This is a genomic window from Sulfitobacter sp. M05, from assembly GCF_029285175.1.
GTDB lineage: Bacteria > Pseudomonadota > Alphaproteobacteria > Rhodobacterales > Rhodobacteraceae > Sulfitobacter.
Genome location: NZ_JABEDH010000005.1, coordinates 126525 through 147315, shown reverse-complemented (window position 1 = coordinate 147315; position 20791 = coordinate 126525). Strand labels below are relative to the sequence as shown.

Here is a 20791-nt window from a genome sequence, read left to right as displayed (position 1 = left end):
AAGCACAAAAGCGCGACGAATCGCGCTTTTGTGCTTGAAGGCTGAATTAACTGTTCGGATGAGGATTTCCAACCCCTGAAACCCGACTGCCCGCTCAATTCTCACGAAATCTTGAGATATCGGGGCGGCCAGCGCACCAGCTCAGGCATCACCACAGGAAACGACAACACCACGCAGGAGAAAATTCACTCCCCATCCACCCCGGCGAACCTGTCCGGCAACTGGTAAATCTCGTCATATTTCGTATGGGTAAAATGCCACAGCGTTTCTGTGCGCTTGCGCCATGTATCATGCATCCCTTGACGCACATGGCTCAGGTCCAGCCCCTGCACCACCGGACGCTGGGAAAATTTGGCAAAGACCGCCTCATCATCGCGGTTTTTGGCAAACCACTGCGGATTCGAGCGCACCTTGCCATCACCATGTTGGGCCTGCTCCTCGACAAAGGCGCTGCGCCGGTTCAGCGTATCCTGAAACACCCCGAAATCGCAGTATTTCATGTGAAACAGATACAGGAAATCCGGCATGTTCAGCCTGCGGTAAGCCGCGTAATGCCCGCCCCGCGCCAGCTTGCCCCCCCGCGACACGATGCAGGGCTTGGCATAATGCAAATCAATCTGCGCAAACATACGCGGCCCGATGATGCCGCTCTCAACCCCCTCAGGTTCACGGTCGCGCAGATGCACAATCTCCATCCCCATAGCGGTATAGATCGTGTTGCCCTTGGCCTGATCCAGCCATTCGCGCAGGTTCATACCTGCCGCCGGATCCACCACCAGAAATTCGTCCACATCCACCACGATCACATGTTTGAACCACTGGCGCAGCCCATCCTTGATATGATTCATCGTGCGGGACTTCAGGATGGTGAAATTATTCGCTTGCGTGTCCGGTATCGGGATCACATTACAGCCCTGCGCAAGGGCGCGCACTTCCGGCTCGTCACCATGGCTGACGATATAAAGGTTCTCGCGCCCGAACAGGCCACCGTAATAGGCGACAAACCGTTTCAGATAGAAATGGTCGTCCCGACAAATCGTTACAATCGCAGTCAGCCTGTCTGTCACGGCACCCTCCACCTTCCCCATCTTGTTAGGGGGGATGATTTCCCCGGACAAGTCAATTGGCCGCCCCCCGCCGCTTTTGCCCGCCACCGTGGCGCCAAGCCCATGCGGCGAAAACGGAGGGGCAAAAAGAAAAAGGGCGGTGAATGCTTCACCGCCCTTTCCCAATCAAATGTCGCTAACGCTTATTCAGTGATCGCGTTGTCCACAGAAACAGATACGCCCGGGCCCATGGTAGAGCTGAGGTTGATCTGCTTCATGTAGGTGCCCTTGGAGCCAGCAGGCTTGGCCTTGGCAACCGCACCAACAAAGGCACGGATGTTTTCAACCAGCTTGCCCTCGTCAAAGGACAGTTTGCCAACACCGGCATGCACAACGCCGCCTTTTTCAGCCTTAAACTGAACTTCGCCGCCTTTGGCCGCTTTCACAGCGTCCGCTACGTCCATGGTCACCGTGCCCACTTTTGGGTTCGGCATCAGGTTGCGCGGGCCAAGAACTTTACCCAGACGACCAACGATTGGCATCATGTCAGGTGTCGCGATGCAACGATCAAATTCGATCTTGCCGGACTGCACGATTTCCATCAGGTCTTCTGCGCCAACGATATCGGCACCTGCTGCTGTCGCTTCTTCGGCCTTTGGGCCACGTGCGAATACTGCAACACGCATGGTTTTACCGGTGCCGTTTGGCAGGCCAACAACGCCGCGGACCATCTGGTCTGCGTGACGTGGGTCAACACCAAGGTTCATGGCGATTTCGATGGTCTCGTCAAACTTGACCTTCGAGTTGCCTTTGATCAGCGCCACAGCTTCTTCAACTGTTACGTTCTCTTTGCCGGCAAATGCTTCGCGGGCCGCGCGTGTGCGTTTTCCAAATTTTGCCATCTTACTTCACCTCAATGCCCATAGACCGGGCAGAGCCCAGAATGATCTTCATCGCCTGATCCACGTCGTTTGCGGACAGGTCAGCCATTTTTGCTTCGGCGATTTCACGCACCTGCTTAGCGGTCACTGTGCCAACGGTTTCGCGGCTCGGCAGCTTGGCGCCAGAGTTAATCTTGGCGGCTTTTTTCAGGTAGTAGGACGCAGGAGGCGTCTTGATGTCCATGGTAAAGGACTTGTCCTGATAATAGCTGATCACGGTCGGGCAAGGGGCACCGGGCTCCAGGTCCGCTGTCTTGGCGTTGAACGCTTTACAGAATTCCATGATGTTGATGCCGCGCTGACCCAATGCTGGACCGACGGGTGGGGACGGGTTTGCTTGACCCGCTTTAACTTGCAACTTCATCGTACCGACGAGTTTCTTGGCCATTGGCCTTCTCCTTTTCAACGCCCCTAGGTCGCGACCGCGGGGCCATGTGTTGCGTGGTCTGGTCTGCGTGCCGCGGCACGCGCGCCTCCCACGGTGGTGAATCGCCTTTGCGGGCGATTGCTGCGGGTTATAGGGGCGCGGGCGATATTGCAAGGGCGTCGATCAACGGATGTGGGCACTGACAGGGCCGCCCTCCCTCACGGTACGAACCTCAGGAAGCGGCGGCCTGTGCCAGCTCGGTCGGGGACAAGCCGTACTTGCCGGCAAATCGCGCCCGCGCGCTGATCAGCCGCGGATCATCCGGCGAAAGACCAAGGGTGCGAATGAACTCGATCCGCTGCTGTGCCTTCAGGGCATCCCGATCAATCGCCGTATACATCATGCGGTCAATCACTTCTCCACCCGGAGAAACATGGAACCACTTGGAAAAATCGCGAAAGTGGTGCTGGTTGTGCAAGGTTGTCACATGGCGTTCAACCCGTGTTTTCGGCACCGTCAGATGCGCCGTCATGTGAAACCATTCATAGGTCAGGAACGTCGACACCCCGCCCACCATGACAATAGCCACGGCGATATCAAAGGCGGCAGGTATGCCAAGCACTGTCGCCAACGCCCAAACCAAACAGAAGTTAACAGCAAGCACAGGCAGCGCCACCCAAACCGGCACAAAAAACAATCCGTGATTGGTCGGGAAATCGTGATGCCCGTAATGCGCCTGATACAACATATCAAAGGCCCACTGCCGTTCCGGTGGCGGCAAGTGAAAGATAAACCTGTGAAGACTGTATTCGTTCAGCATCTGGGCACCAATGCCAAGCGGCACCAGCAACCATGCCCACCACGGTGCATGCAGGATCAGAAACCCGCAGCCAATAACGGCTGCAAGCCCCATTGCCCGGACACTTGCATGGGAAAACATCAGTCTAAGTCGCATCATCTGCGGTCCTCGTGACGGCGGGCAACAGACCAGTTTGCCGGAAAGAACGTCGGTCAACGTTCAGAGTGCCACGAGAGAATGTGAATTTCAAACCGGCCCCAGCGTCAGCGCGGGGCCGCGAAAGCCGTAGGGCGGAGATGCCCCCGCCGCCACACTTACGTCTGTTTGATAACCTGGGTGAATTCCAGTTCGACCGGCGTTTCACGGCCAAAGATCGATACGGAGACTTTCAAGCGCTGGTTCTCGTCATCGACTTCTTCGATCATACCGTCAAAGTCTTCGAACGGACCATCGCCAACCTTAACGCGCTCACCCACTTCAAAGTGGATCAACGTGCGTGGTGCTTCCTCGCCCTCTTGGACGCGGCCAAGGATCGCCTGAACTTCGGCATCACGCATTGGCATTGGACGGCCCTGTGGCCCCAGAAAGCCGGTAACGCGGTTGATCGAGTTAATCAGGTGATAGCCCTGATCTGACATTTCCATATGCACCAGAACGTAGCCCGGCATAAAGCGGCGCTCGGTCGTCACTTTCTTACCGCGACGCACCTCGATCACCTCTTCGGTGGGAACCAGCACTTCGTCGATCTGATCCTCAAGACCCTGCTCTTCCGCTGTGGTGCGGATTTGCTCGGCGATCTTCTTTTCAAAGTTGGACAGGACACTGACCGAATACCAACGTTTTGCCATCTGAAACTATGTCCCTGTCATTGCGATGCTCAGGCCCGTAGCCCTACCATCTGATCCGTGAATACCTGAATAAAAAAGGGCGCGCGGGCTCGATTCGCCGCACGCCTCATCAGGTCTGAAAATGGCAATAACCCTTGCCGGATTGGGATTCAAGCCTGTGCATGGTATTTTTGAGCAACACCCGCAGATAGAGCGGCCTAGCCGAACATCCCCAGAACGCCGTTCAGCCCGCCGCGGATAAGAATATCAACGATGGCAAAGAATACGGCCGTCAGCGCAGCAAGGATGAAAACCATCACTGTGGTCAGCATCACCTCGCGGCGGGTGGGCCAAACGACCTTGCCAACCTCGGCACGGGCCTGCTGGATGAACTGAAGTGGATTGGTCATCGCCATGTGAGTGTCCTTGAAAAACGCGCTTATGGGCATCTAGCGGCTGTGGCGCAGGGTTTCAAGCCTGCATCAAGTCGCCTCCTGCGGCTGGCTCAGCCTTCGTTCTCCGCCATATCGGCAAACCGGCGTTCCATCGTCGCGTCATGGCGGGCGTCAGCGGTGACCATGCTGTCGAAATCGGGCAGATACAGACCATCCACTGAACCCTCGGGAAATCGGTCCAGCACCGCATCCCATTTCAGGGCAAATGCATCCAGTTTCTCGTGCATCGCGGCGGCACGGTCGGGGTGGCGGCTTGCGTACCAACATGCAGCCCTCATCGCACCGCGCCAGAACCTATCATACCCCACCACAAGAAAAACGCCGATCATCACCAACGCCGCCAGCAAGGACAGACCAATCACCAGAACAGGGCGCAGGAATAGCAACAGGGCAAAGCCGGCCCAGAGCACAACCTTGGTTGATGGCCGGTAGCCGACACAAGATGATATCATTCGGCGAAAGAGACCCGGGCCTTTTGCGGGGCGCTTGGCCGGTTTGCGCTTTGCTGCGCGTTTCGCAGTGGCCCGCTGCGGCGACACAGGTGCCGGCGCAATGTCCGGCAGGCGGGCCAGTCCGGCAGTGTTTGTGTGACGCACAGGGGCAGGATCGGGCAACTCAGGTGTTGGGACCTCGGCCTCAGTTGCGGTTTCCGAGACAAGGAGATCACGAATCGCTGCAAGCGCCTTGGGGTCCAATTCTGCCCCTTCGTGATGCGTACCACCCTGCCCCGTGGCATTTTCCTGCGGATCGCTGTGCATTTCTTTCATCGTAACTGTTACCTTGCCCTTTGCCGCTTTGGCATAGCAGGGCATCTGGACAGTCCGTAGGCAGGATTATGGCAAATCCGGGGCGTGGCAGGGACAGGGTTAACGGCCCCCTCCCCGCGTTTGCGACCATATCACCGCCAACAGAATAATACCCCCGCCAAGGATCACCTGTGGAGGCACCCGCTCTGCCAAAAGCACAAAAGCAAGAAGCGGGGCCAGCGGCATCTCTAGGATCGACAGCAAGGCCGTTTCGGCAGGCGGCAACCGCCGCGCCCCTTCGGACAGGGTGACCGAAGCCAGCGCAAACACCAGACCAAACAACACCAGCCACGGCAGTTGCGCCAAGGGCACCGCAAAGGGATCGCCCCACCAATAGGAGAGCGGCAATAACACCACCGACGAAAGCGCCGCCGGCAAGGCCGCGGTGGTCTGCGGATAGGCACGGTAAACCACCATGGTCGCCGCCATCATCAGCGTCATAAACAACGCCAACAGATCGCCCCGCAGCGCCAGACCGCCCAGCGAACTGGCAACGATCAGGATGACACCGCAAAAGGCGACACCGCTTGCCACGATCACCGTCCGGCTGGGCAGTTCCCGCAGCCAGACCCACGCCAGGGCGGCGGCAAAAAATGGCGCAGCCCCATAGATCAAGGCAACATTGGCCACATGGCTTAACTTAAATGCCGGAATGAACGCTGCGGTCCCCGCGCCCATCATCAAAGTCACCGCCAAAGCGGGCCTGCCGAACTGTTGAACCTCCTGCACAAACATGCCCCGCGCCGCCAGATAGACAAGGGTGAACCCCGCGGCAGAAACCCCGCGCCAAAAAATGATATCCCATGCTGCGACGGGAATACTCTTGGTGAAAATACCTGCTGTGCTGAACACAAAGGCGGAAATCACCACCAACACAACACCGGTTCGCCTGCTGTCCATCCTCATCTCCTGTTCGGTTTCCACCGCTCAGATACGACACCACTGCTGACAACTAGATGTCAGCAGCGTTAAGGTAGGGATGACAAAATATCAAAGGTCCCGCATGTCGAAATCTGCCCGCCTGTTCGAGATCATCCAACTGCTGCGCGCGGCCAAAGCCCCCCTGCGCGCCCAGCAAATCGCCGACATGCTTGAGGTCTCCAAACGCACGATCTACCGCGATATCGCCACGCTTCAGGCTATGCAGACCCCGATCTATGGCGAGGCCGGCATTGGGTATGTCATGCGCAAAGGCTACGACCTGCCGCCGCTCAATCTGGATGTCGAGGAAGCCGAGGCAATTGCCGTCGGCCTCAGCCTGATTGCCCGCACAGGTGATGTCAGTCTCTGGCGCGCCGCAGGGCGTGCGGCGCGTAAACTCAATGAAGCGGCGCCCGGCACGCAACGTTTGATCAGCTCAAGCTGGGGATTGGACGAAATCCAGACCATCAACCTTAGCACTTTGCGTGCCGCCATCCGTGACGAACAAAAGGTAACGCTGAACTATCAGGATGCCGCAGGCCAAACATCACATCGGACGATCTGGCCCTTGGCCCTGATCTATTATGTCGATGCCGTCACCATCGTCGCATGGTGTGAACTGCGCCGGGCCCTGCGCCATTTCCGGCTGGACCGCGTGCAGGGCTGGTCATTGCAAGACGACAGATTCACCGGTCAAAGCGACGCCCTGCTCGCTGACTGGGAAGCTACCGAAAAGCCCGACACCGTGCTGACAAAAGAATTCCACCAGACGCCCGCCCGCTAGAATCAGGAAACCAACAAGTATTCTGGAAAATGGCAGGGGCTGAGGGACTCGAACCCACGACCCTCGGTTTTGGAGACCGATGCTCTACCAACTGAGCTAAACCCCTATGCCGACCCACGGGGTAGTCGTAATTCGAACAACGATCAAGAGCAGATCGCAGAAAGCTTGCGGATTTTGAATCTGTTTGCGCGTTTCTCTGCGGTTTGCCTGCGTTATGTTACGCGCCAACTCTTTTTGCCGCGCAGCAACGGTGAATTCACGCACCACCATGCCTGCCTCTGCCCCTTGGGTCAGGCCCCATTAATCCTGCCGCAACAGCAGGGTTTTTATCTCGCGATCAAGCGTCCCGTTGCGGAATCGGCGGAACAAAAGGTCCAGCCCGCCTTCGGCAAGGCTACGGTGGAATTCCTGCACCTCGTAATCGCCGGTCTCGTTGATAAACAGGGAAAACACCGAAAACATATCCCCCTCGAACCGCGCCCAGACAAAGGGTTCGCCCTGCAACGGGTCCAGCGGTGTGGCTTTGCCAAAAAGGTTCTTTTTCATCGCGGATTGAAAGATATTATCCCGCGCAGAGGGCACAAACTGGATGGTATAGGTCGCTTCTTTGGTGCGCCCGTCACTGCGAAAGGTCACCGAGGTCCAGCTTAGGACAAACCCATCGTTTTGCGCCTTTATGGTGGTACTCATATCGCGTTTTTGCGCCGCGCCGTTTACGGTGAATTCGGCCTGACCGGTAAAGGTTCCCTCGAACCGGTCGATTTCGGCGGCCATCCCCCACAGCGGGATGAACACCATGATCATGGCAACAAGCGGCAGCAATAAGTGTGTTTTAAGTTTCATGGCCAAACCCTAGCGCGTCGCGGCGGGGTTGTCAGTTTTCTTTGCTCACGATTTTGTTGTTTCGGGGAATCATCCGCCACTGCCCCCCTGTCCCCCTCCCCCGCAACGCAAAAGGCCGCCCCATTTGGAGCGGCCTTCTGTTTTCTTCGGCACCGGCTGCCGGCACCGTCAACAACGCATTGGCGCTGTTGATTACTCAGTGATCTTGGACACAACGCCCGCGCCAACGGTACGGCCACCTTCGCGGATCGCGAAACGCAGGCCCTGCTCCATCGCGATGGGTGCGATCAGCTCAACGTCGAACTTCAGGTTGTCGCCAGGCATAACCATTTCAGTGCCTTCTGGCAGTGCAACGGTACCGGTGACGTCTGTGGTACGGAAGTAGAACTGTGGACGGTAGTTCGCGAAGAATGGCGTGTGACGGCCACCTTCTTCTTTGGTCAGAATATAGGCTTCTGCCTCGAACTTGGTGTGCGGGTTCACAGACTTGGGCGCGCAGAGAACCTGACCACGCTCAACGCCGTCACGGTCGATACCGCGCAGCAGAACACCAACGTTATCACCGGCCTCACCACGATCCAGCAGCTTGCGGAACATTTCAACGCCCGTGCAAGTTGTTGTTTTCGTGTCGCGAATACCAACGATCTCGATTGAATCACCCACGTTGATCACGCCGCGCTCAACACGACCGGTCACAACTGTACCACGGCCAGAGATCGAGAATACGTCTTCCACTGGCATCAGGAACGGCTGGTCAACAGCACGTGCTGGTGTCGGGATATATTCGTCAACCGCCGTCATCAGTTTCTTAATGGATTCTTCACCGATTTCTGGCTTGTTGCCTTCCATCGCCGCCAGAGCGGAACCAGGGATCACAGGAATGTCGTCGCCTGGGTACTCATAAGAGGACAACAGTTCACGGATTTCCATTTCAACCAGTTCCAACAACTCTTCGTCGTCAACCTGGTCAACTTTGTTCATGTAAACAACCATGTACGGGATGCCAACCTGACGGCCAAGCAGGATGTGCTCGCGAGTCTGTGGCATCGGGCCGTCGGCCGCGTTCACAACCAGGATCGCGCCGTCCATCTGCGCCGCACCGGTGATCATGTTCTTAACATAGTCGGCGTGGCCGGGGCAGTCGACGTGCGCATAGTGGCGTGTCTCTGTCTCGTATTCCACGTGGGCGGTTGAGATGGTGATGCCGCGTGCTTTTTCTTCGGGCGCGCCGTCGATCTGGTCGTAGGCTTTGAAGTCACCGAAATACTTGGTGATCGCAGCCGTCAGTGTGGTCTTGCCGTGGTCAACGTGGCCGATTGTGCCGATGTTGACGTGCGGTTTGTTACGTTCAAACTTTTCCTTTGCCATGGTGGTAGCACCCTTTGTTTATTGAGGGGCCACGCGGGCCCGATATGGAATCTGCCAGAGAATTCTGACATGCGTTATGGCGGGCGATGTATTGGGTCTGGCCGGTAAAATCAAGCGTGTTTCAACGCAGCCGTTATTCCGTGACCGCGACTGTTTCTTCGCTGCCATTGAACCAGCCTTTTTCCTTGTTTTGCTTCACAAGATAGGTCTCAATCTGCTTCGCTGCGTTTTGGCTGAGGTTCTTCAGCTGTTCCTGCGCGGATTTGGTATAGCCAGACCCGACAACCGGGCCCTGATCAAATGATTCCAACACCGTGAATTGATGCGGCTTTGGCGTCAGTTTGAGGTTTTTGGCATCGTCCCAGACCGTCAGATTGATCACCAGAATCGATTTTGGCGCGAACACCAAGGGGATGCCCGGCTGTGCCAGCACATAGCCCTCAATACTCATCCCGAAATGATAGCCGCGTGCGCCGTCATACCGCCCGAACCGCTCGGCGGTGGCATCGGTCAGCGCCTTGGTCAGCTCTGCTTCGCTGACCTCCCGGCTGAGCGGCCCTTTAAACGCCTTGGGGGCCACAGCAATATTATGCACCAGTTTGAAATCGCCCAAGGGCACCGGCGCGTCGCCCAGATCCCGCGCCCCGTTGCAGGCAGCCAGCAAGACAAGGCTGGTCAAAATTGCAAAAACACGTGTCATTTGGCGAAAGCCCCCGAATTTGATCCGGTTCAGCGATACCGCAGCACCGGGCAGCGTGCAATCCGTTGACAGCACCAGCGCCGGTAAGGGTTGCCCCTAATTACAAATTGCCTGCACCGCGGCCCAGTCTGCCTTTGACATAGAAGGGGTGTACACCGCGCCGGCATCGACCTGCGCATGGGCCGCTTTGATCCGTGCGTCCAGCGCCGGATGGCTGAGGAGATGCGCAATCACCCCGTTCGCATCTCCGCCCTCTTCCCGCATCGTGGCAAACATATCGCCGAGCGCACCCGGGTTGATCCCGGCCTGCGCCAGCATCCGATGGGCGAATTCATCCGCCGCCGTTTCCGCAGCCTGCGAATATTGCGCCGATATCAAGCGCTCCGTCAGAAACAATACCGCCGCCCCGCCCGCGAAATCGCCAAACAGCAAGCCTAAAATCCCGATAGACCCCGCCGAGCGCAAGGCGTGACGCGTCGGGTCACGGCTGACCACATGGCCAATCTCATGGGCCAGGACCGATGCAAGCTCATCCGGCCCTTCCGCCGCCTCGATCAAGCCACGAAACAGCACGACAAACCCACCCGGCAGCGCAAAGGCATTCACCATGTCGTGATCCAGCACCGACAAGGATATGTCATGGCGCATCTCGCTGTCGGGGTTCAGACGCTGCACCAAGGCCTCCAGCGCGGCGCGCCCTTCAGGGCCCTCGCAGATTTGCAACGGGTTCAGGCCGGTCTCGTCCATGGCTTCGCGGATCTGGCCAAAGGTCGCCTCGCCCAGCGCGCGCTCGCCTGCGGGGGGAATGAAACCCGCCAGATTATCCGCCAGCAAGGGCACCAATACGAATATCTGCACGCCAACAGCGGCCACAGCGGCGATGGCCCAAGCCGCCAGCCGCCCCCGTCCCTTGGGCGGCGCAGCCCGGTGGCGTTCGGGCAAATGTTTCAACAGGTTCTGATCCGTCACACAAAGCCGCGCCAGCGGATCGGTGGTGCGGCGCAGGGTCACGACATCGCCGCCCGCGCTATCAGGCAGTTGGCGCACCTCCTCCACTGGCCAGCGCAGGATCACGCCATCGTCCAAGCCGATCTGCAAAATACCTGCGGCAATATGCATCGACACATTCTGCGCCACCGGGCTGTCACCGTCGAAATAGGCCGCGCCCAGACCATCAAAACCCAAACTCATATCGCCGCCCCCAGATCAAGCGCCTCGGCAAAGCCTTCGGCTTCGGCGAATTCATCCCGCGCGCGCTGGCTGATCAACGGCAAGCCGACAACCACAGGCAGGCTGGTGGTGCGTGCCATATGGCGCATCAGGGGAAAGGTGACGAAAGTATTATACAGCACACCCCAAAGCAGGAAAAACGACAGGTATAGCCCCGCCAAAAGAACCAGCGACAGCCAGCGCGGCAGACCGGCCATCAGCGCTGCCCCCGGTATTTCTTCGAAAACCGTGAACCCGCCCGAGAACAGCGCCGCCGCCAGAAACACCAGCGCGACAATGCCCAGCAGCAGCATCAGATAGGCGATGAAATTGCCCAAAACATAGATCAAGGTGACACGCATCCCACTGAGAGCGGAGGCAAATTGAATGCCATTGGCGGATTTGTGGTTGGCCATCATCCGTTTGCTGGCCCAGTTATAATAGATCATGCCAAACAGAATGCCCGCCAGCGCCAGCGGTAATAACAACAAGCGCTCAGGCCGGTTCAGATCAAATCCAGACCAATCTCCGGCGGCCAGTTCCTCGATCTCGTTCGCCAGCGCCTCGCCGTCGATCTCCACACCGTCAAAAACCGGATCGACCTGCAAGGTCCAGAAAGCCGCGCCTGCCATCACCAACAGACTGACCAGCAAAGGCAATGCTGCGCGGTAAAGCATCTGCCAACGTCCGCCCTGCACCAGTCTGGCCGACCCGAAAAACGTCCGGTCGGTTTTGTATTTCTCCAACAGAAAGGTCATGCGCGGCCACAAGATGCCCGCTGTGATGATCGTCAAGAACCAGTACCACAGGGCGCGGAGGGCAAACCCCCATGCACCCTTTTCAAGCCCGAACCGCACTCCGCGCCAACGGGTGCGCGCCAGCACGTAACGCCGCGCGCGATAGCGGGCATAGAACCAGATCGGGATCACCCCTGCAAAGCTCAGCAGATACCCGATCACAGAGGAGTTAAAGACCGAGAAGCTGATGAACATCAGCAGCAGGTTCAGGATGCCAATGTAGAACGTGAGGATCACCACCGCGATGAAGAACCCCAACAGTTTTTCCATCGGGTCGCCGGTGTATTCCATCGCATGGCCGCCGGGCCGGATCGCCGACCAGTACCAGCGCCGCAGCCGCGTCTTCATCCAGAAGCGATAGAAGCCAAGTGTTAAGATTGTGAAGAAGCCGGTTTTCAAGGCCAGCCAGAACAGCGCGCCGCGTTTGCCACTAAACTCAACAGCTATCCCGTTTTCCGCAGATGTCCCCACGGGGACACCTTGTGGTTGTGGCGCGGCCTGCCAGGGACTGTTAAGAATTGGCGTATCGCTCATCCGCGCTCCGGTCAGGTGAACTTGTTGTCACGCGGGAAACCACGCGGGGCCATCCGTCCGGTACCGGCCCGTTTGCCGGTCCATTCGCTTAGGTCGACCTCGGTGCGGGTGCGGCCCGCCGGGTCAAGCCAGCTGAGGCCGTCGGCAAGGACAAAGCTGGTCGCGTCCGACAATCCGCCGTCCTTGTATTTCTGCAAACGCACGCCCTTGCCGCGGCCCATTTCCGGCAGTTCTTCCAGTGGGAAGACAAGCACCTTGCGGTTTTCCCCAACCGTAGCCACAGCATCACCTTGCACGGGCTTGCACACCTGCGCCGTTGTGTCGCCGCGTACGTTCAATATCTGTTTGCCTGATCGGGTCTGCGCCACCACGTCATTCTCGGGCACCACAAAACCATCCCCCGCCGAAGAGGCGAGCAACAGCTTGCGATCCGGTTGGTGGATGAACAAAGCCACGATCTGGGCCTCGTTGGGCAAATCAACCATCAGGCGCACAGGTTCCCCCATGCCGCGCCCACCCGGCAGGGTCGATGCCGACAGAGTGTAAAACCGCCCGTTTGAACCAAAGACCAGCAAACGATCAGTGGTTTCCGCGTGGAAAATATACCCCGGCCCGTCACCATCTTTGAATTTCAGCTCGCGATTCAGGTCAATGTGGCCCGTCATCGCGCGAATCCAGCCCATTTCAGAGCAGACAATCGTGATCGGTTCACGATCAATCATCGCCTCAAGCGGCACATCCTCGATCACGCCGGCCTCGGCAAAGGTTGTGCGCCGGTCGCCACACCGCACACCGTCGATGATCCAGTCCTTGCCGAATTGCTTTTTCGTCGCCCGCAATTGGTCGCTGATGGTCTGCCATTGCAGGTCTTCGCTTTCCAGCAAGTCCTCAAGACCGGCGCGCTCTTCCATCAGTGCAGATTGTTCGCGCATCAGCTCCAGCTCTTCGAGACGGCGCAAGGAACGCAGGCGCATGTTCAGAATCGCATCGGTCTGCACCTCCGACAGCTCGCCGTCCCCCGCCGGCGGCGATACATAATCCGCCTCGGTCATCGCCCGCACGTGGTCACGCCCCCAATCCTCGCGCATCAGCGCGGCCTTGGGGTCTTCGTCATAACGGATGATGTCGATCACGCGATCAAGGTTGAGGAAAGCAATGATAAAGCCCTCCAACACCTCAAGGCGGTGGTCGATTTTCTCCATCCGGTGGGTTGACCGGCGCTGCAAAACCTCGCGGCGGTGATCCAGAAACGCGCGCAGCACTTCCTTCATCGAGCAGACCTTGGGGGTTACCCCATCGATCAACACGTTCATGTTCAGCGAGAACCGCACCTCAAGGTCACAATTGCGAAACAGCATCCCCATCAGAACCTCGGGGTCGACGTTCTTGGACCGTGGTTCAATCACCATCCGCAGGTCTTCGGCTGATTCGTCGCGCACATCAGCCAGAATCGGTATCTTCTTGACCTGAATCAGTTCCGCAATTTTCTCGATTAGCTTGGATTTCTGCACCTGATAAGGAATTTCGGTGACAACGATTTGCCACTGCCCCCGGCCCAGATCCTCCACCTCCCAACGGCAGCGCAGCCGGAAGCCACCCTTGCCGGTGGCATAGGCCGTCGCGATATTTTCCTTTGGTTCCACAATCACGCCGCCGGTCGGAAAGTCCGGGCCCGGCACATAGTTCAACAGGGTCTCATCCCGGCAATCGGGCACTTTGATCATGTGGATGCAGGCGTCGCAAAGTTCGGCAATGTTATGCGGCGGAATATTGGTCGCCATGCCCACAGCGATGCCGGTTGACCCGTTGGCCAGCAGATTCGGAAACTGTGCCGGCAGGACAACCGGCTCAGTCAGCGTCCCGTCATAGTTCTCGCGAAAATCAACGGCGTTTTCGTTGAGCCCCTCCAGCATCGCCTCGGCCACGGCGGTCATCCGCGCCTCGGTATACCGGCTGGCGGCGGGGTTATCGCCGTCGATATTGCCAAAATTCCCCTGCCCGTCGACCAGCGGGTAACGGACGTTAAAGTCCTGCGCCAGACGCGCCATGGCGTCGTAAATCGCGGCATCGCCATGCGGGTGATAGTTCCCCATCACATCGCCGGAAATCTTGGCCGATTTACGGAATCCCCCACTGGAGGCCAGACGCAGTTCGCGCATGGCATAGAGGATACGGCGGTGGACCGGTTTCAACCCGTCGCGCGCATCAGGCAGCGCGCGGTGCATGATCGTCGATAAAGCATAGGTCAGATAGCGTTCGCCCAGCGCAAGGCGCAGTGGCTCGGAGACATTTTTGGGGTCGGTCTCGGGGGGATCGGTGACATCTGACATGGCGGGTTTTGTAGCCGGGCCTTCGGGTCACAGCAAGCGGTCGTTTGACCGGATTACGCTGCAACGCGGCACGAAAGACACGGGGGAGAAGTTTTTCGACTTTCCCCCGCGCAGCCGGAAATATTTCAATGTATTGCAACTATTGACGGGATTGCATGTTACACTCTCGACGGGAACAAACATGGGGATGTTGCGATGGTACGATTTATTCTGGTTTCTTTCGGCTTTCTGGGCTGGAGTTTTTATGAAATGAGCGGCGGGTCCGATTTCGACGCCAGCGCGATCAAACAAGCGCGGCTGGAAGCATCCGAATCCTCTCCCCTGACGAACCAGAAGAAAATCTATGTGCAGCCTGAACCCGTGGTTGTTGCCGCCGCGCCGAAGGTCGTCGTGGACACCGATCCGCCATTGGAGAACAGCGTCACACGTGTGGCGTTGAACCTGACATCTTTGAGCGATGTTGCCGAGGCGCAAACCACAGGGTTCGTCGCAGACGACGCCAGCCTTGTGCCCCAGAACGCCAGCCTTGTAACCTCTTCGGCTGATACACCCGCGATCATCCCCAGCCTGATTGATCCTACAGATGGCGTCGCAACCCTGCAAAACGTGTCAGCCGATGCTGGCGCGGACATCCGTACAGTAACAGGCAGCCGGGTAAACGTTCGCGGTGGGCCCGGCACCGACTTTGGCGTCGTGTCCCGACTGGTTCAGGGCGACGCTGTGAAGATCATCCAGAATGACGGCAACGGCTGGGTCCGCTTTGAACCCCTTGATGGGGGCAAAGGCGGCTGGATGGCCGAGTTCCTTCTGACCAGCGGCTAGGCTCAGGCCCCATTCATCTTGCTATCCTGCACATTGCACGCGATGAAAGCCTCCTGAACCGGAGGCTTTTTTTCATGTCTGACACCCCCCTTGCCAAGTCGATTCTGATCACCGGTTGTTCCAGCGGCATCGGTTATGATGCCGCGCATGGAATGCGTGCCCGAGGCTGGCGGGTGTTTGCCGCCTGCCGCCAGCCCCAAGACTGCGCCCGCCTGCAAGCGGAAGGGTTCGAAGCGCCATTGCTCGATTACACAGACGAGGCGAGCATCCATGCGGCTCTGGCCGAGGTTCTGGCGGCCACGGGGGGCACGTTGGATGCCCTGTTCAACAACGGTGCGCATGGATTACCCGGCGCGGTTGAGGACCTGCCGACGGATGCGCTGCGCGAGATATTCAATGCCAACTTTTTCGGCTGGCACAGCCTGACCCGTGCGGTGATCCCGGTCATGCGGGCACAGGGCGGCGGGCGAATCGTGCAATGTTCCTCGGTGTTGGGCTTTGTCACCATGCCGTGGCGCGGGGCCTATAACGCCACCAAGTTTGCCCTGGAGGGGCTGACAGATACGCTACGAATCGAGATGCGCGGCACCGGTGTGCATATCTGCCTGATCGAACCCGGCCCGGTAACGTCAAAAATCAGGGTCAATTCGATCCCGCATTTCGAACGCTGGGTGGATTGGAAAAACTCAGCGCGCGCCACGCAATATGAAAACACGCTGCTCAAACGCTTATACGAATCATCCGGGCCGGACCGGTTTGAATTGCCCCCCGATGCCGTCACAAAACGGTTGATCCACGCGGTCGAAAGCGCACGCCCGCGCCCGCGCTATTACGTCACACTGCCGACCTATCTGTCTGGTATGCTGCGTCGTATCCTGCCCACCCGCGCGCTCGATTGGGTTCTGAGCCGCTGAAAAGCTTGCGTTGTGCGCTGCGGCGGCTACATCAATGAAAACACGCAAAGGAAAATCCGATGACCGATGATCCACTCTTTATTGTAATCGTGCTGGCGGTGCTGGTTGTGGTTGTCGTTTTGATGATGGGGCTGGGTGGATTTGCCAGTGGCGGTGCCTTTAACAAAAAGAACGCCAACAAGTTAATGCGCTATCGGATTGCGGCGCAGTTTGTCGCGGTTTTGCTGATTGCGGTCTTTGTCTGGCTGCGGGGAGGATGGGGTTAATGGTTGTCCTGAACAAGATTTACACACGTACCGGTGACAGTGGCACAACCGCCCTTGGCAATGGCGCACGCGTGGCCAAGCACGACGCGCGGGTCGACGCCTACGGCACCAGCGACGAGCTGAACTGTTTTGTCGGTGTGGCACGGCTGGAAGCGACGGAGGAAACCGATGCGGCCCTGTCTCGCATTCAGAACGACCTGTTCGATCTGGGCGCGGACCTGTGCCGTCCCGATATGGCCGCTGATAAGGATGCGGAATATCCGCCCTTGAGACTTGCCAGCGCACAGGTGGACCGGCTTGAAGCCGAGATTGATGTGATGAACGCCTCCCTCGATCCGCTGCGCAGCTTTATCTTGCCGGGCGGGACGGCGCTGGCCGCCCATCTGCATGTGTGCCGCACCGTCGCCCGACGCGCGGAGCGGCTGGCGGTGCTTTTGGCCGACCACGAAGAGATCAATCCGGTGGCGGTAAAATACCTGAATCGGCTGAGTGACTGGTTTTTTGTCGCGGCCCGAATGGCCAACAACGGCGGCAAAGACGATGTTCTTTGGGTGCCGGGGGCCAACCGCTAAAGGGGTGGCAGCGCTAACAGCGAAAAACGCCGCGTTCTTAGTTGCCTGTAAGGTAATTTTTCCCTGTTTCGCCCTAAACGCTTTCGCTAAACCTGCACGAGAGAATTTGAATCGCACGGCCACACGGGCCGCGCAGTAACCAAGGAGAGAACGCTCATGAAGGTGCTTGTACCTGTCAAACGCGTGATTGATTACAACGTGAAAGTGCGCGTCAAAGCGGACGGATCGGGTGTTGATCTTGCCAACGTAAAAATGTCGATGAACCCGTTTGACGAGATTTCCGTCGAACAGGCGATCCGCCTGAAAGAAGCCGGCCAGGTTGATGAAATCGTCGTGGTTTCCATCGGTGTCAAACAGTCGCAGGAAACCCTGCGGACCGCTTTGGCGATGGGTGCGGACCGTGCAATTCTGGTTGTTGCGACAGATGACGTTCACAACGACATCGAGCCTTTGGCCGTAGCCAAGATCCTTAAGGCGATTGTTGACGAAGAGCAGCCCGGTCTGGTTCTGACCGGTAAGCAGGCGATCGACAACGACATGAACGCCACCGGCCAGATGCTGTCGGCGCTGATGGGGTGGTCGCAGGCGACCTTTGCCTCTGAGGTAGAGATTGCGGGCGACAAGGCCAAGGTAACACGTGAAGTTGACGGCGGTTTGCAGACCATCGAGGTTTCCATGCCTACGGTCATCACTGTTGACCTGCGTCTGAACGAGCCACGTTATGCCTCCCTGCCCAACATCATGAAGGCCAAGAAAAAGCCGATGGATGAGAAGACACCGGCAGATTATGGCGTTGATATCGCGAACCGTCTGGAAATCGTTAAAACGGTTGAACCCGCAGAGCGTGCCGCCGGCATCATGGTGGGCTCCGTCGACGAGCTGGTTTCGAAACTTAAAGAAGCGGGGGCTGTGTAATGGCTGTTCTACTCCTTGCAGAAGTAACCGATGGCGAACTGTCCATGGATGCAACGGCCAAGGCCGTAACCGCAGCCAAGGCATTGGGCGACGTGACCGTACTTGCGGCGGGCGGCTCTGCCGCTGCGGCGGGTGAAGCGGCGGCCAAGATTGACGGCGTCAGCAAAGTTCTGGTTGCCGAAGATGCGGCACTGGGCCACCGTTTGGCCGAAGCGACAGCGGCGCTGATCGTTTCACTGGCGGATGACTATGAACACATCGTGGCCCCTGCGACCACAGATGCAAAGAACGTCATGCCCCGTGTTGCTGCGCTGTTGGATGTGATGATCATCTCTGACGCTTCCGGCGTTGTGGATGGCAACACCTTTGAGCGTCCGATCTATGCCGGTAACGCGGTTCAGACCGTGAAATCCACTGACGCCAAGAAAGTAATCACTTTCCGCGGTGCATCTTTTGATGCCGCTGGCGAAGGCGGTTCTGCCTCGGTTGAAACTGTTGGTGCAGCTGGCGATCCGGGCCTGTCCTCATGGATTGAAGACAAGGTTGCCGAATCCGACCGCCCCGAGCTGACATCAGCCGGTGTTGTTGTTTCCGGTGGTCGCGGTGTCGGCTCCGAAGAGGACTTTGCGCTGATCGAAAAGCTGGCGGACAAACTGGGCGCGGCGGTTGGCGCGTCCCGTGCGGCGGTTGATTCTGGTTACGCCCCGAACGACTGGCAGGTCGGCCAGACCGGTAAAGTTGTTGCGCCTGACCTGTATGTCGCTGTTGGTATTTCCGGTGCGATCCAGCACCTTGCCGGCATGAAAGACAGTAAGGTTATCGTCGCGATCAACAAAGACGAAGAGGCTCCGATTTTTCAGGTTGCCGACTTTGGACTGGTTGCCGACCTCTTCGAGGCCGTGCCCGAGCTGATGGACAAGCTTTAAGCGCTTCTGTCCAATCTGGAATTTCGAAAGGCCCGCCCGCAATGGCGGGCCTTTTGCATTGACCAAGCCCACGTATGCGCAACGCCGCGCATCCATAGCGCGATAAGTTTTATGACCTGAACGTCCCTGACGGGATGTGTCGTGAAAAAATTGAAAAAGGGCAAATCATTGAAACCAATAGTGTTCCCATTCTCAATCCAGAATCCTTAGATTTCGAATGGGGATTTATTAAGCATCAAGCCTCACTTCAAGAAATTGCAAATTTGAGCTTCTGACAACCTTGCTTTGTCCTAGGTCATCTCTCTTCGCGATTGCCTGGTGGCTTGCGCTCTGGTGTTTGGTAGCAAGGCTATTTTGGAAATGGAAACTAAGGCAATTCAAACTGCCTCCAGCAAAAGAGGCACCCTACCTTGAAAGCTTTTGCAGTCTGGTCGCGTTTTCGGCCTTGTTTTCATAACTAGCGTTTTCTCAGCGTTCGAACCTGCATCCCCATATTTTAGAGTATTCGTCTGCGCTCTTGGTTGCGTACTTGCCTTCCTAATTACAAGATCAAGATTTACGGCATAAGTTAACTATTGGATGTAGGTCTGTCCTGCGGAACCGGCCATCCGGTGCATTTCGCACCATAGCCGGTTCCTGGGGAAGGCAGGCACTTGCCGCACAGGTCAAACGCATCTGATGGTTGACAGTTACCGCAGCTTGCCGATGACCTCGATCAAAGCGTCCGCCGCTTGTTGGTGGGCCAGCGGGCCCAGCATTTCGGAGGCAGCCATCACGTCCATCTCGTCAAAAATCATGCCCTGCGTGCCCTGCGCCAGCGCCGTGTCTGTGGCGACAACTTCGATCACTTCGGTCGCCAGTGGTGTGATTTCATCCATCATTTCACGGGTCACGAACAGCGGGTCACGGCCAATGTCATCGGGCGTAGCACCACTTTCCAGCGGCGCATGGTCGGAGAACCACAAGAGAATAGACTTGCCCGCAACACGTTTAAGCATCAGGCGCATCCGCGCCAGCCACGCCTGTTGCAATTCTTCGCGAACGGTTTGAAAGCGTTCCGGTGAAACTTCCATCAGGCATTTCAGCAAATGTTTGTTGAAATGGAAATCCGCAAAATCCACCTCGCGGTAAATCGTGCGAAGCAAGGTTGAGGCGCTGACGAGGCGATCATTGCGGCGCGGATGCACCGCATAAAACCGGTTGGTCATGTTTTGCGCCCCCATCACCTGCACCACAGCGATTTGCGCCTCTGTCGCGGCATCCATGACAAAAGGATCGGCGGTAAAGGCATCAATGCCCGCGTTGATCTGGCCAAAGTTGGCACAGTTCACCCCCAGCGTCTCCTCAACAAGCGCGGGAAACGGTTTGTCGAGAAATTTTCCGTATGTTTCCGTGGCCCCGACAAAGGCCAGATAGGGAAGTTTCAGATCGCGCTTTGGCCCCCGAAACAGAAGTTTTGACGCGCCATAACGGCACGGCAGATAGTCGAGAGGCGCAGCCCCCAATACATCATAGGTCATTTCACCCACCTTTTTTATTCACCCGAGGCTCACAGTGGCCTGTGCAGCTTGCGATAATGTTAAGCGATGATTTTGCTTTTAATTCTCGGCAATTCGCGCCCTTGCAGCCCGCCCCTTCCAGCCCCTATT

General features: G+C 57.6%; 22 protein-coding genes and 1 tRNA gene. 7 read left to right on the top strand and 16 right to left on the bottom strand.

The features are described 5' to 3' along the window. Positions 1–185: 185 nt before the first annotated feature. The 8 genes from HKX44_RS17350 to HKX44_RS17315 all read right to left on the bottom strand — a co-directional run bounded on the left by HKX44_RS17350 (position 186) and on the right by HKX44_RS17315 (position 6141). Entirely contained in the window at positions 186–1067 is an 882-nt protein-coding gene (locus HKX44_RS17350) for a glycosyltransferase family 2 protein (protein WP_276153237.1), read from the bottom strand. Between the two features lie 182 nt (positions 1068–1249). Continuing rightward, positions 1250–1948: a 50S ribosomal protein L1 gene (gene rplA / locus HKX44_RS17345; protein ID WP_276152624.1), complete on the bottom strand. Its 699-nt coding sequence runs from the start codon at positions 1946–1948 to the stop codon at positions 1250–1252. A gap of 1 nt (position 1949) precedes the next feature. Further along, positions 1950–2375, bottom strand: a complete 426-nt coding sequence (rplK, locus tag HKX44_RS17340; protein ID WP_276152623.1) for a 50S ribosomal protein L11 — start codon at positions 2373–2375, stop codon at positions 1950–1952. A 211-nt stretch (positions 2376–2586) separates the two neighbouring features. After that, positions 2587–3312: a sterol desaturase family protein gene (locus HKX44_RS17335; protein WP_276152622.1), complete on the bottom strand. Its 726-nt coding sequence runs from the start codon at positions 3310–3312 to the stop codon at positions 2587–2589. A gap of 155 nt (positions 3313–3467) precedes the next feature. Next, entirely contained in the window at positions 3468–4001 is a 534-nt protein-coding gene (nusG, locus tag HKX44_RS17330) for a transcription termination/antitermination protein NusG (RefSeq protein ID WP_276152621.1), read from the bottom strand. Between the two features lie 197 nt (positions 4002–4198). Then, entirely contained in the window at positions 4199–4396 is a 198-nt protein-coding gene (gene secE, locus HKX44_RS17325; protein ID WP_276152620.1) for a preprotein translocase subunit SecE, read from the bottom strand. A gap of 89 nt (positions 4397–4485) precedes the next feature. Continuing rightward, positions 4486–5247, bottom strand: a complete 762-nt coding sequence (locus HKX44_RS17320; protein ID WP_276152619.1) for a hypothetical protein — start codon at positions 5245–5247, stop codon at positions 4486–4488. 54 nt (positions 5248–5301) lie between these two features. Beyond that, positions 5302–6141 (bottom strand): DMT family transporter, encoded by an 840-nt coding sequence (locus HKX44_RS17315; RefSeq protein ID WP_276152618.1) that lies wholly within the window; start codon positions 6139–6141, stop codon positions 5302–5304. A gap of 103 nt (positions 6142–6244) precedes the next feature. On the opposite strand from HKX44_RS17315, the gene HKX44_RS17310 reads away from it, so the two are divergent. Then, entirely contained in the window at positions 6245–6946 is a 702-nt protein-coding gene (locus HKX44_RS17310) for a YafY family protein (RefSeq protein WP_276152617.1), read from the top strand. A gap of 30 nt (positions 6947–6976) precedes the next feature. Here the strand turns inward: HKX44_RS17310 and HKX44_RS17305 are convergent. The 7 genes from HKX44_RS17305 to HKX44_RS17275 form a co-directional block, all read right to left on the bottom strand. Next, a tRNA-Trp gene (locus tag HKX44_RS17305) sits at positions 6977–7052 on the bottom strand. 194 nt (positions 7053–7246) lie between these two features. Then, on the bottom strand, positions 7247–7789 hold the full coding sequence (locus tag HKX44_RS17300; RefSeq protein ID WP_276152616.1) for a hypothetical protein: 543 nt from the start codon (positions 7787–7789) through the stop codon (positions 7247–7249). A 192-nt stretch (positions 7790–7981) separates the two neighbouring features. Further along, the gene (gene tuf / locus HKX44_RS17295; RefSeq protein ID WP_276152615.1) at positions 7982–9157 is read right to left on the bottom strand and encodes an elongation factor Tu; all 1176 of its coding nucleotides are present in this window, start codon (positions 9155–9157) and stop codon (positions 7982–7984) included. A gap of 133 nt (positions 9158–9290) precedes the next feature. Next, a complete protein-coding gene (locus HKX44_RS17290; protein ID WP_276153733.1) occupies positions 9291–9857 on the bottom strand; it encodes a hypothetical protein in 567 nt (188 codons plus the stop codon). Positions 9858–9953: 96 nt separating this feature from the next. Further along, positions 9954–11048 carry a M48 family metallopeptidase gene (locus HKX44_RS17285; RefSeq protein WP_276152613.1) on the bottom strand — a complete coding sequence of 365 codons (1095 nt, stop codon included), beginning with the start codon at positions 11046–11048 and terminating at the stop codon, positions 9954–9956. After that, complete coding sequence (locus tag HKX44_RS17280) at positions 11045–12397, bottom strand: DUF898 family protein (protein ID WP_276152612.1); 1353 nt, start codon at positions 12395–12397, stop codon at positions 11045–11047. The genes HKX44_RS17285 and HKX44_RS17280 overlap by 4 nt, the downstream gene beginning before the upstream one ends. 11 nt (positions 12398–12408) lie before the next feature. Beyond that, entirely contained in the window at positions 12409–14727 is a 2319-nt protein-coding gene (locus HKX44_RS17275; protein WP_276152611.1) for a DNA topoisomerase IV subunit A, read from the bottom strand. A 195-nt stretch (positions 14728–14922) separates the two neighbouring features. Between HKX44_RS17275 and HKX44_RS17270 the strand changes: the two genes are divergently transcribed. The 6 genes from HKX44_RS17270 (at position 14923) to HKX44_RS17245 (ending at position 19142) form a co-directional block, all read left to right on the top strand. Next, positions 14923–15549, top strand: a complete 627-nt coding sequence (locus tag HKX44_RS17270; RefSeq protein ID WP_276152610.1) for an SH3 domain-containing protein — start codon at positions 14923–14925, stop codon at positions 15547–15549. A 74-nt stretch (positions 15550–15623) separates the two neighbouring features. Continuing rightward, on the top strand, positions 15624–16463 hold the full coding sequence (locus HKX44_RS17265) for an SDR family NAD(P)-dependent oxidoreductase (protein ID WP_276152609.1): 840 nt from the start codon (positions 15624–15626) through the stop codon (positions 16461–16463). 59 nt (positions 16464–16522) lie between these two features. Continuing rightward, positions 16523–16729 (top strand): twin transmembrane helix small protein, encoded by a 207-nt coding sequence (locus HKX44_RS17260; protein ID WP_276152608.1) that lies wholly within the window; start codon positions 16523–16525, stop codon positions 16727–16729. Continuing rightward, entirely contained in the window at positions 16729–17301 is a 573-nt protein-coding gene (locus HKX44_RS17255) for a cob(I)yrinic acid a,c-diamide adenosyltransferase (protein WP_276152642.1), read from the top strand. Before HKX44_RS17260 ends, HKX44_RS17255 begins: the two co-directional genes overlap by 1 nt. Before the next feature lie 156 nt (positions 17302–17457). Further along, the gene (locus HKX44_RS17250; protein ID WP_276152607.1) at positions 17458–18216 is read left to right on the top strand and encodes an electron transfer flavoprotein subunit beta/FixA family protein; all 759 of its coding nucleotides are present in this window, start codon (positions 17458–17460) and stop codon (positions 18214–18216) included. Further along, a complete protein-coding gene (locus tag HKX44_RS17245) occupies positions 18216–19142 on the top strand; it encodes an FAD-binding protein (protein ID WP_276152606.1) in 927 nt (308 codons plus the stop codon). Before HKX44_RS17250 ends, HKX44_RS17245 begins: the two co-directional genes overlap by 1 nt. 689 nt (positions 19143–19831) lie before the next feature. Here the strand turns inward: HKX44_RS17245 and HKX44_RS17240 are convergent. Then, positions 19832–20662 carry a DUF6473 family protein gene (locus HKX44_RS17240; RefSeq protein WP_276152605.1) on the bottom strand — a complete coding sequence of 277 codons (831 nt, stop codon included), beginning with the start codon at positions 20660–20662 and terminating at the stop codon, positions 19832–19834. Positions 20663–20791 lie beyond the last annotated feature (129 nt).

Excerpts from the sequence above, each read along its gene's own strand:
- secE (WP_276152620.1), bottom strand. The coding sequence starts at position 4,396 with ATGGCGATGACCAATCCACTTCAGTTCATCCAGCAGGCCCGTGCCGAG.
- HKX44_RS17255 (WP_276152642.1), top strand. The coding sequence starts at position 16,729 with ATGGTTGTCCTGAACAAGATTTACACACGTACCGGTGACAGTGGCACA.
- HKX44_RS17270 (WP_276152610.1), top strand. The coding sequence starts at position 14,923 with ATGGTACGATTTATTCTGGTTTCTTTCGGCTTTCTGGGCTGGAGTTTT.
- HKX44_RS17240 (WP_276152605.1), bottom strand. The coding sequence starts at position 20,662 with ATGACCTATGATGTATTGGGGGCTGCGCCTCTCGACTATCTGCCGTGC.
- HKX44_RS17250 (WP_276152607.1), top strand. The coding sequence starts at position 17,458 with ATGAAGGTGCTTGTACCTGTCAAACGCGTGATTGATTACAACGTGAAA.
- HKX44_RS17335 (WP_276152622.1), bottom strand. The coding sequence starts at position 3,312 with ATGATGCGACTTAGACTGATGTTTTCCCATGCAAGTGTCCGGGCAATG.
- HKX44_RS17265 (WP_276152609.1), top strand. The coding sequence starts at position 15,624 with ATGTCTGACACCCCCCTTGCCAAGTCGATTCTGATCACCGGTTGTTCC.
- HKX44_RS17275 (WP_276152611.1), bottom strand. The coding sequence starts at position 14,727 with ATGTCAGATGTCACCGATCCCCCCGAGACCGACCCCAAAAATGTCTCC.
- HKX44_RS17280 (WP_276152612.1), bottom strand. The coding sequence starts at position 12,397 with ATGAGCGATACGCCAATTCTTAACAGTCCCTGGCAGGCCGCGCCACAA.
- HKX44_RS17285 (WP_276152613.1), bottom strand. The coding sequence starts at position 11,048 with ATGAGTTTGGGTTTTGATGGTCTGGGCGCGGCCTATTTCGACGGTGAC.
- HKX44_RS17245 (WP_276152606.1), top strand. The coding sequence starts at position 18,216 with ATGGCTGTTCTACTCCTTGCAGAAGTAACCGATGGCGAACTGTCCATG.
- HKX44_RS17300 (WP_276152616.1), bottom strand. The coding sequence starts at position 7,789 with ATGAAACTTAAAACACACTTATTGCTGCCGCTTGTTGCCATGATCATG.
- rplK (WP_276152623.1), bottom strand. The coding sequence starts at position 2,375 with ATGGCCAAGAAACTCGTCGGTACGATGAAGTTGCAAGTTAAAGCGGGT.
- rplA (WP_276152624.1), bottom strand. The coding sequence starts at position 1,948 with ATGGCAAAATTTGGAAAACGCACACGCGCGGCCCGCGAAGCATTTGCC.
- HKX44_RS17320 (WP_276152619.1), bottom strand. The coding sequence starts at position 5,247 with ATGCCCTGCTATGCCAAAGCGGCAAAGGGCAAGGTAACAGTTACGATG.
- HKX44_RS17260 (WP_276152608.1), top strand. The coding sequence starts at position 16,523 with ATGACCGATGATCCACTCTTTATTGTAATCGTGCTGGCGGTGCTGGTT.
- HKX44_RS17290 (WP_276153733.1), bottom strand. The coding sequence starts at position 9,857 with ATGACACGTGTTTTTGCAATTTTGACCAGCCTTGTCTTGCTGGCTGCC.
- nusG (WP_276152621.1), bottom strand. The coding sequence starts at position 4,001 with ATGGCAAAACGTTGGTATTCGGTCAGTGTCCTGTCCAACTTTGAAAAG.
- tuf (WP_276152615.1), bottom strand. The coding sequence starts at position 9,157 with ATGGCAAAGGAAAAGTTTGAACGTAACAAACCGCACGTCAACATCGGC.
- HKX44_RS17315 (WP_276152618.1), bottom strand. The coding sequence starts at position 6,141 with ATGGACAGCAGGCGAACCGGTGTTGTGTTGGTGGTGATTTCCGCCTTT.
- HKX44_RS17310 (WP_276152617.1), top strand. The coding sequence starts at position 6,245 with ATGTCGAAATCTGCCCGCCTGTTCGAGATCATCCAACTGCTGCGCGCG.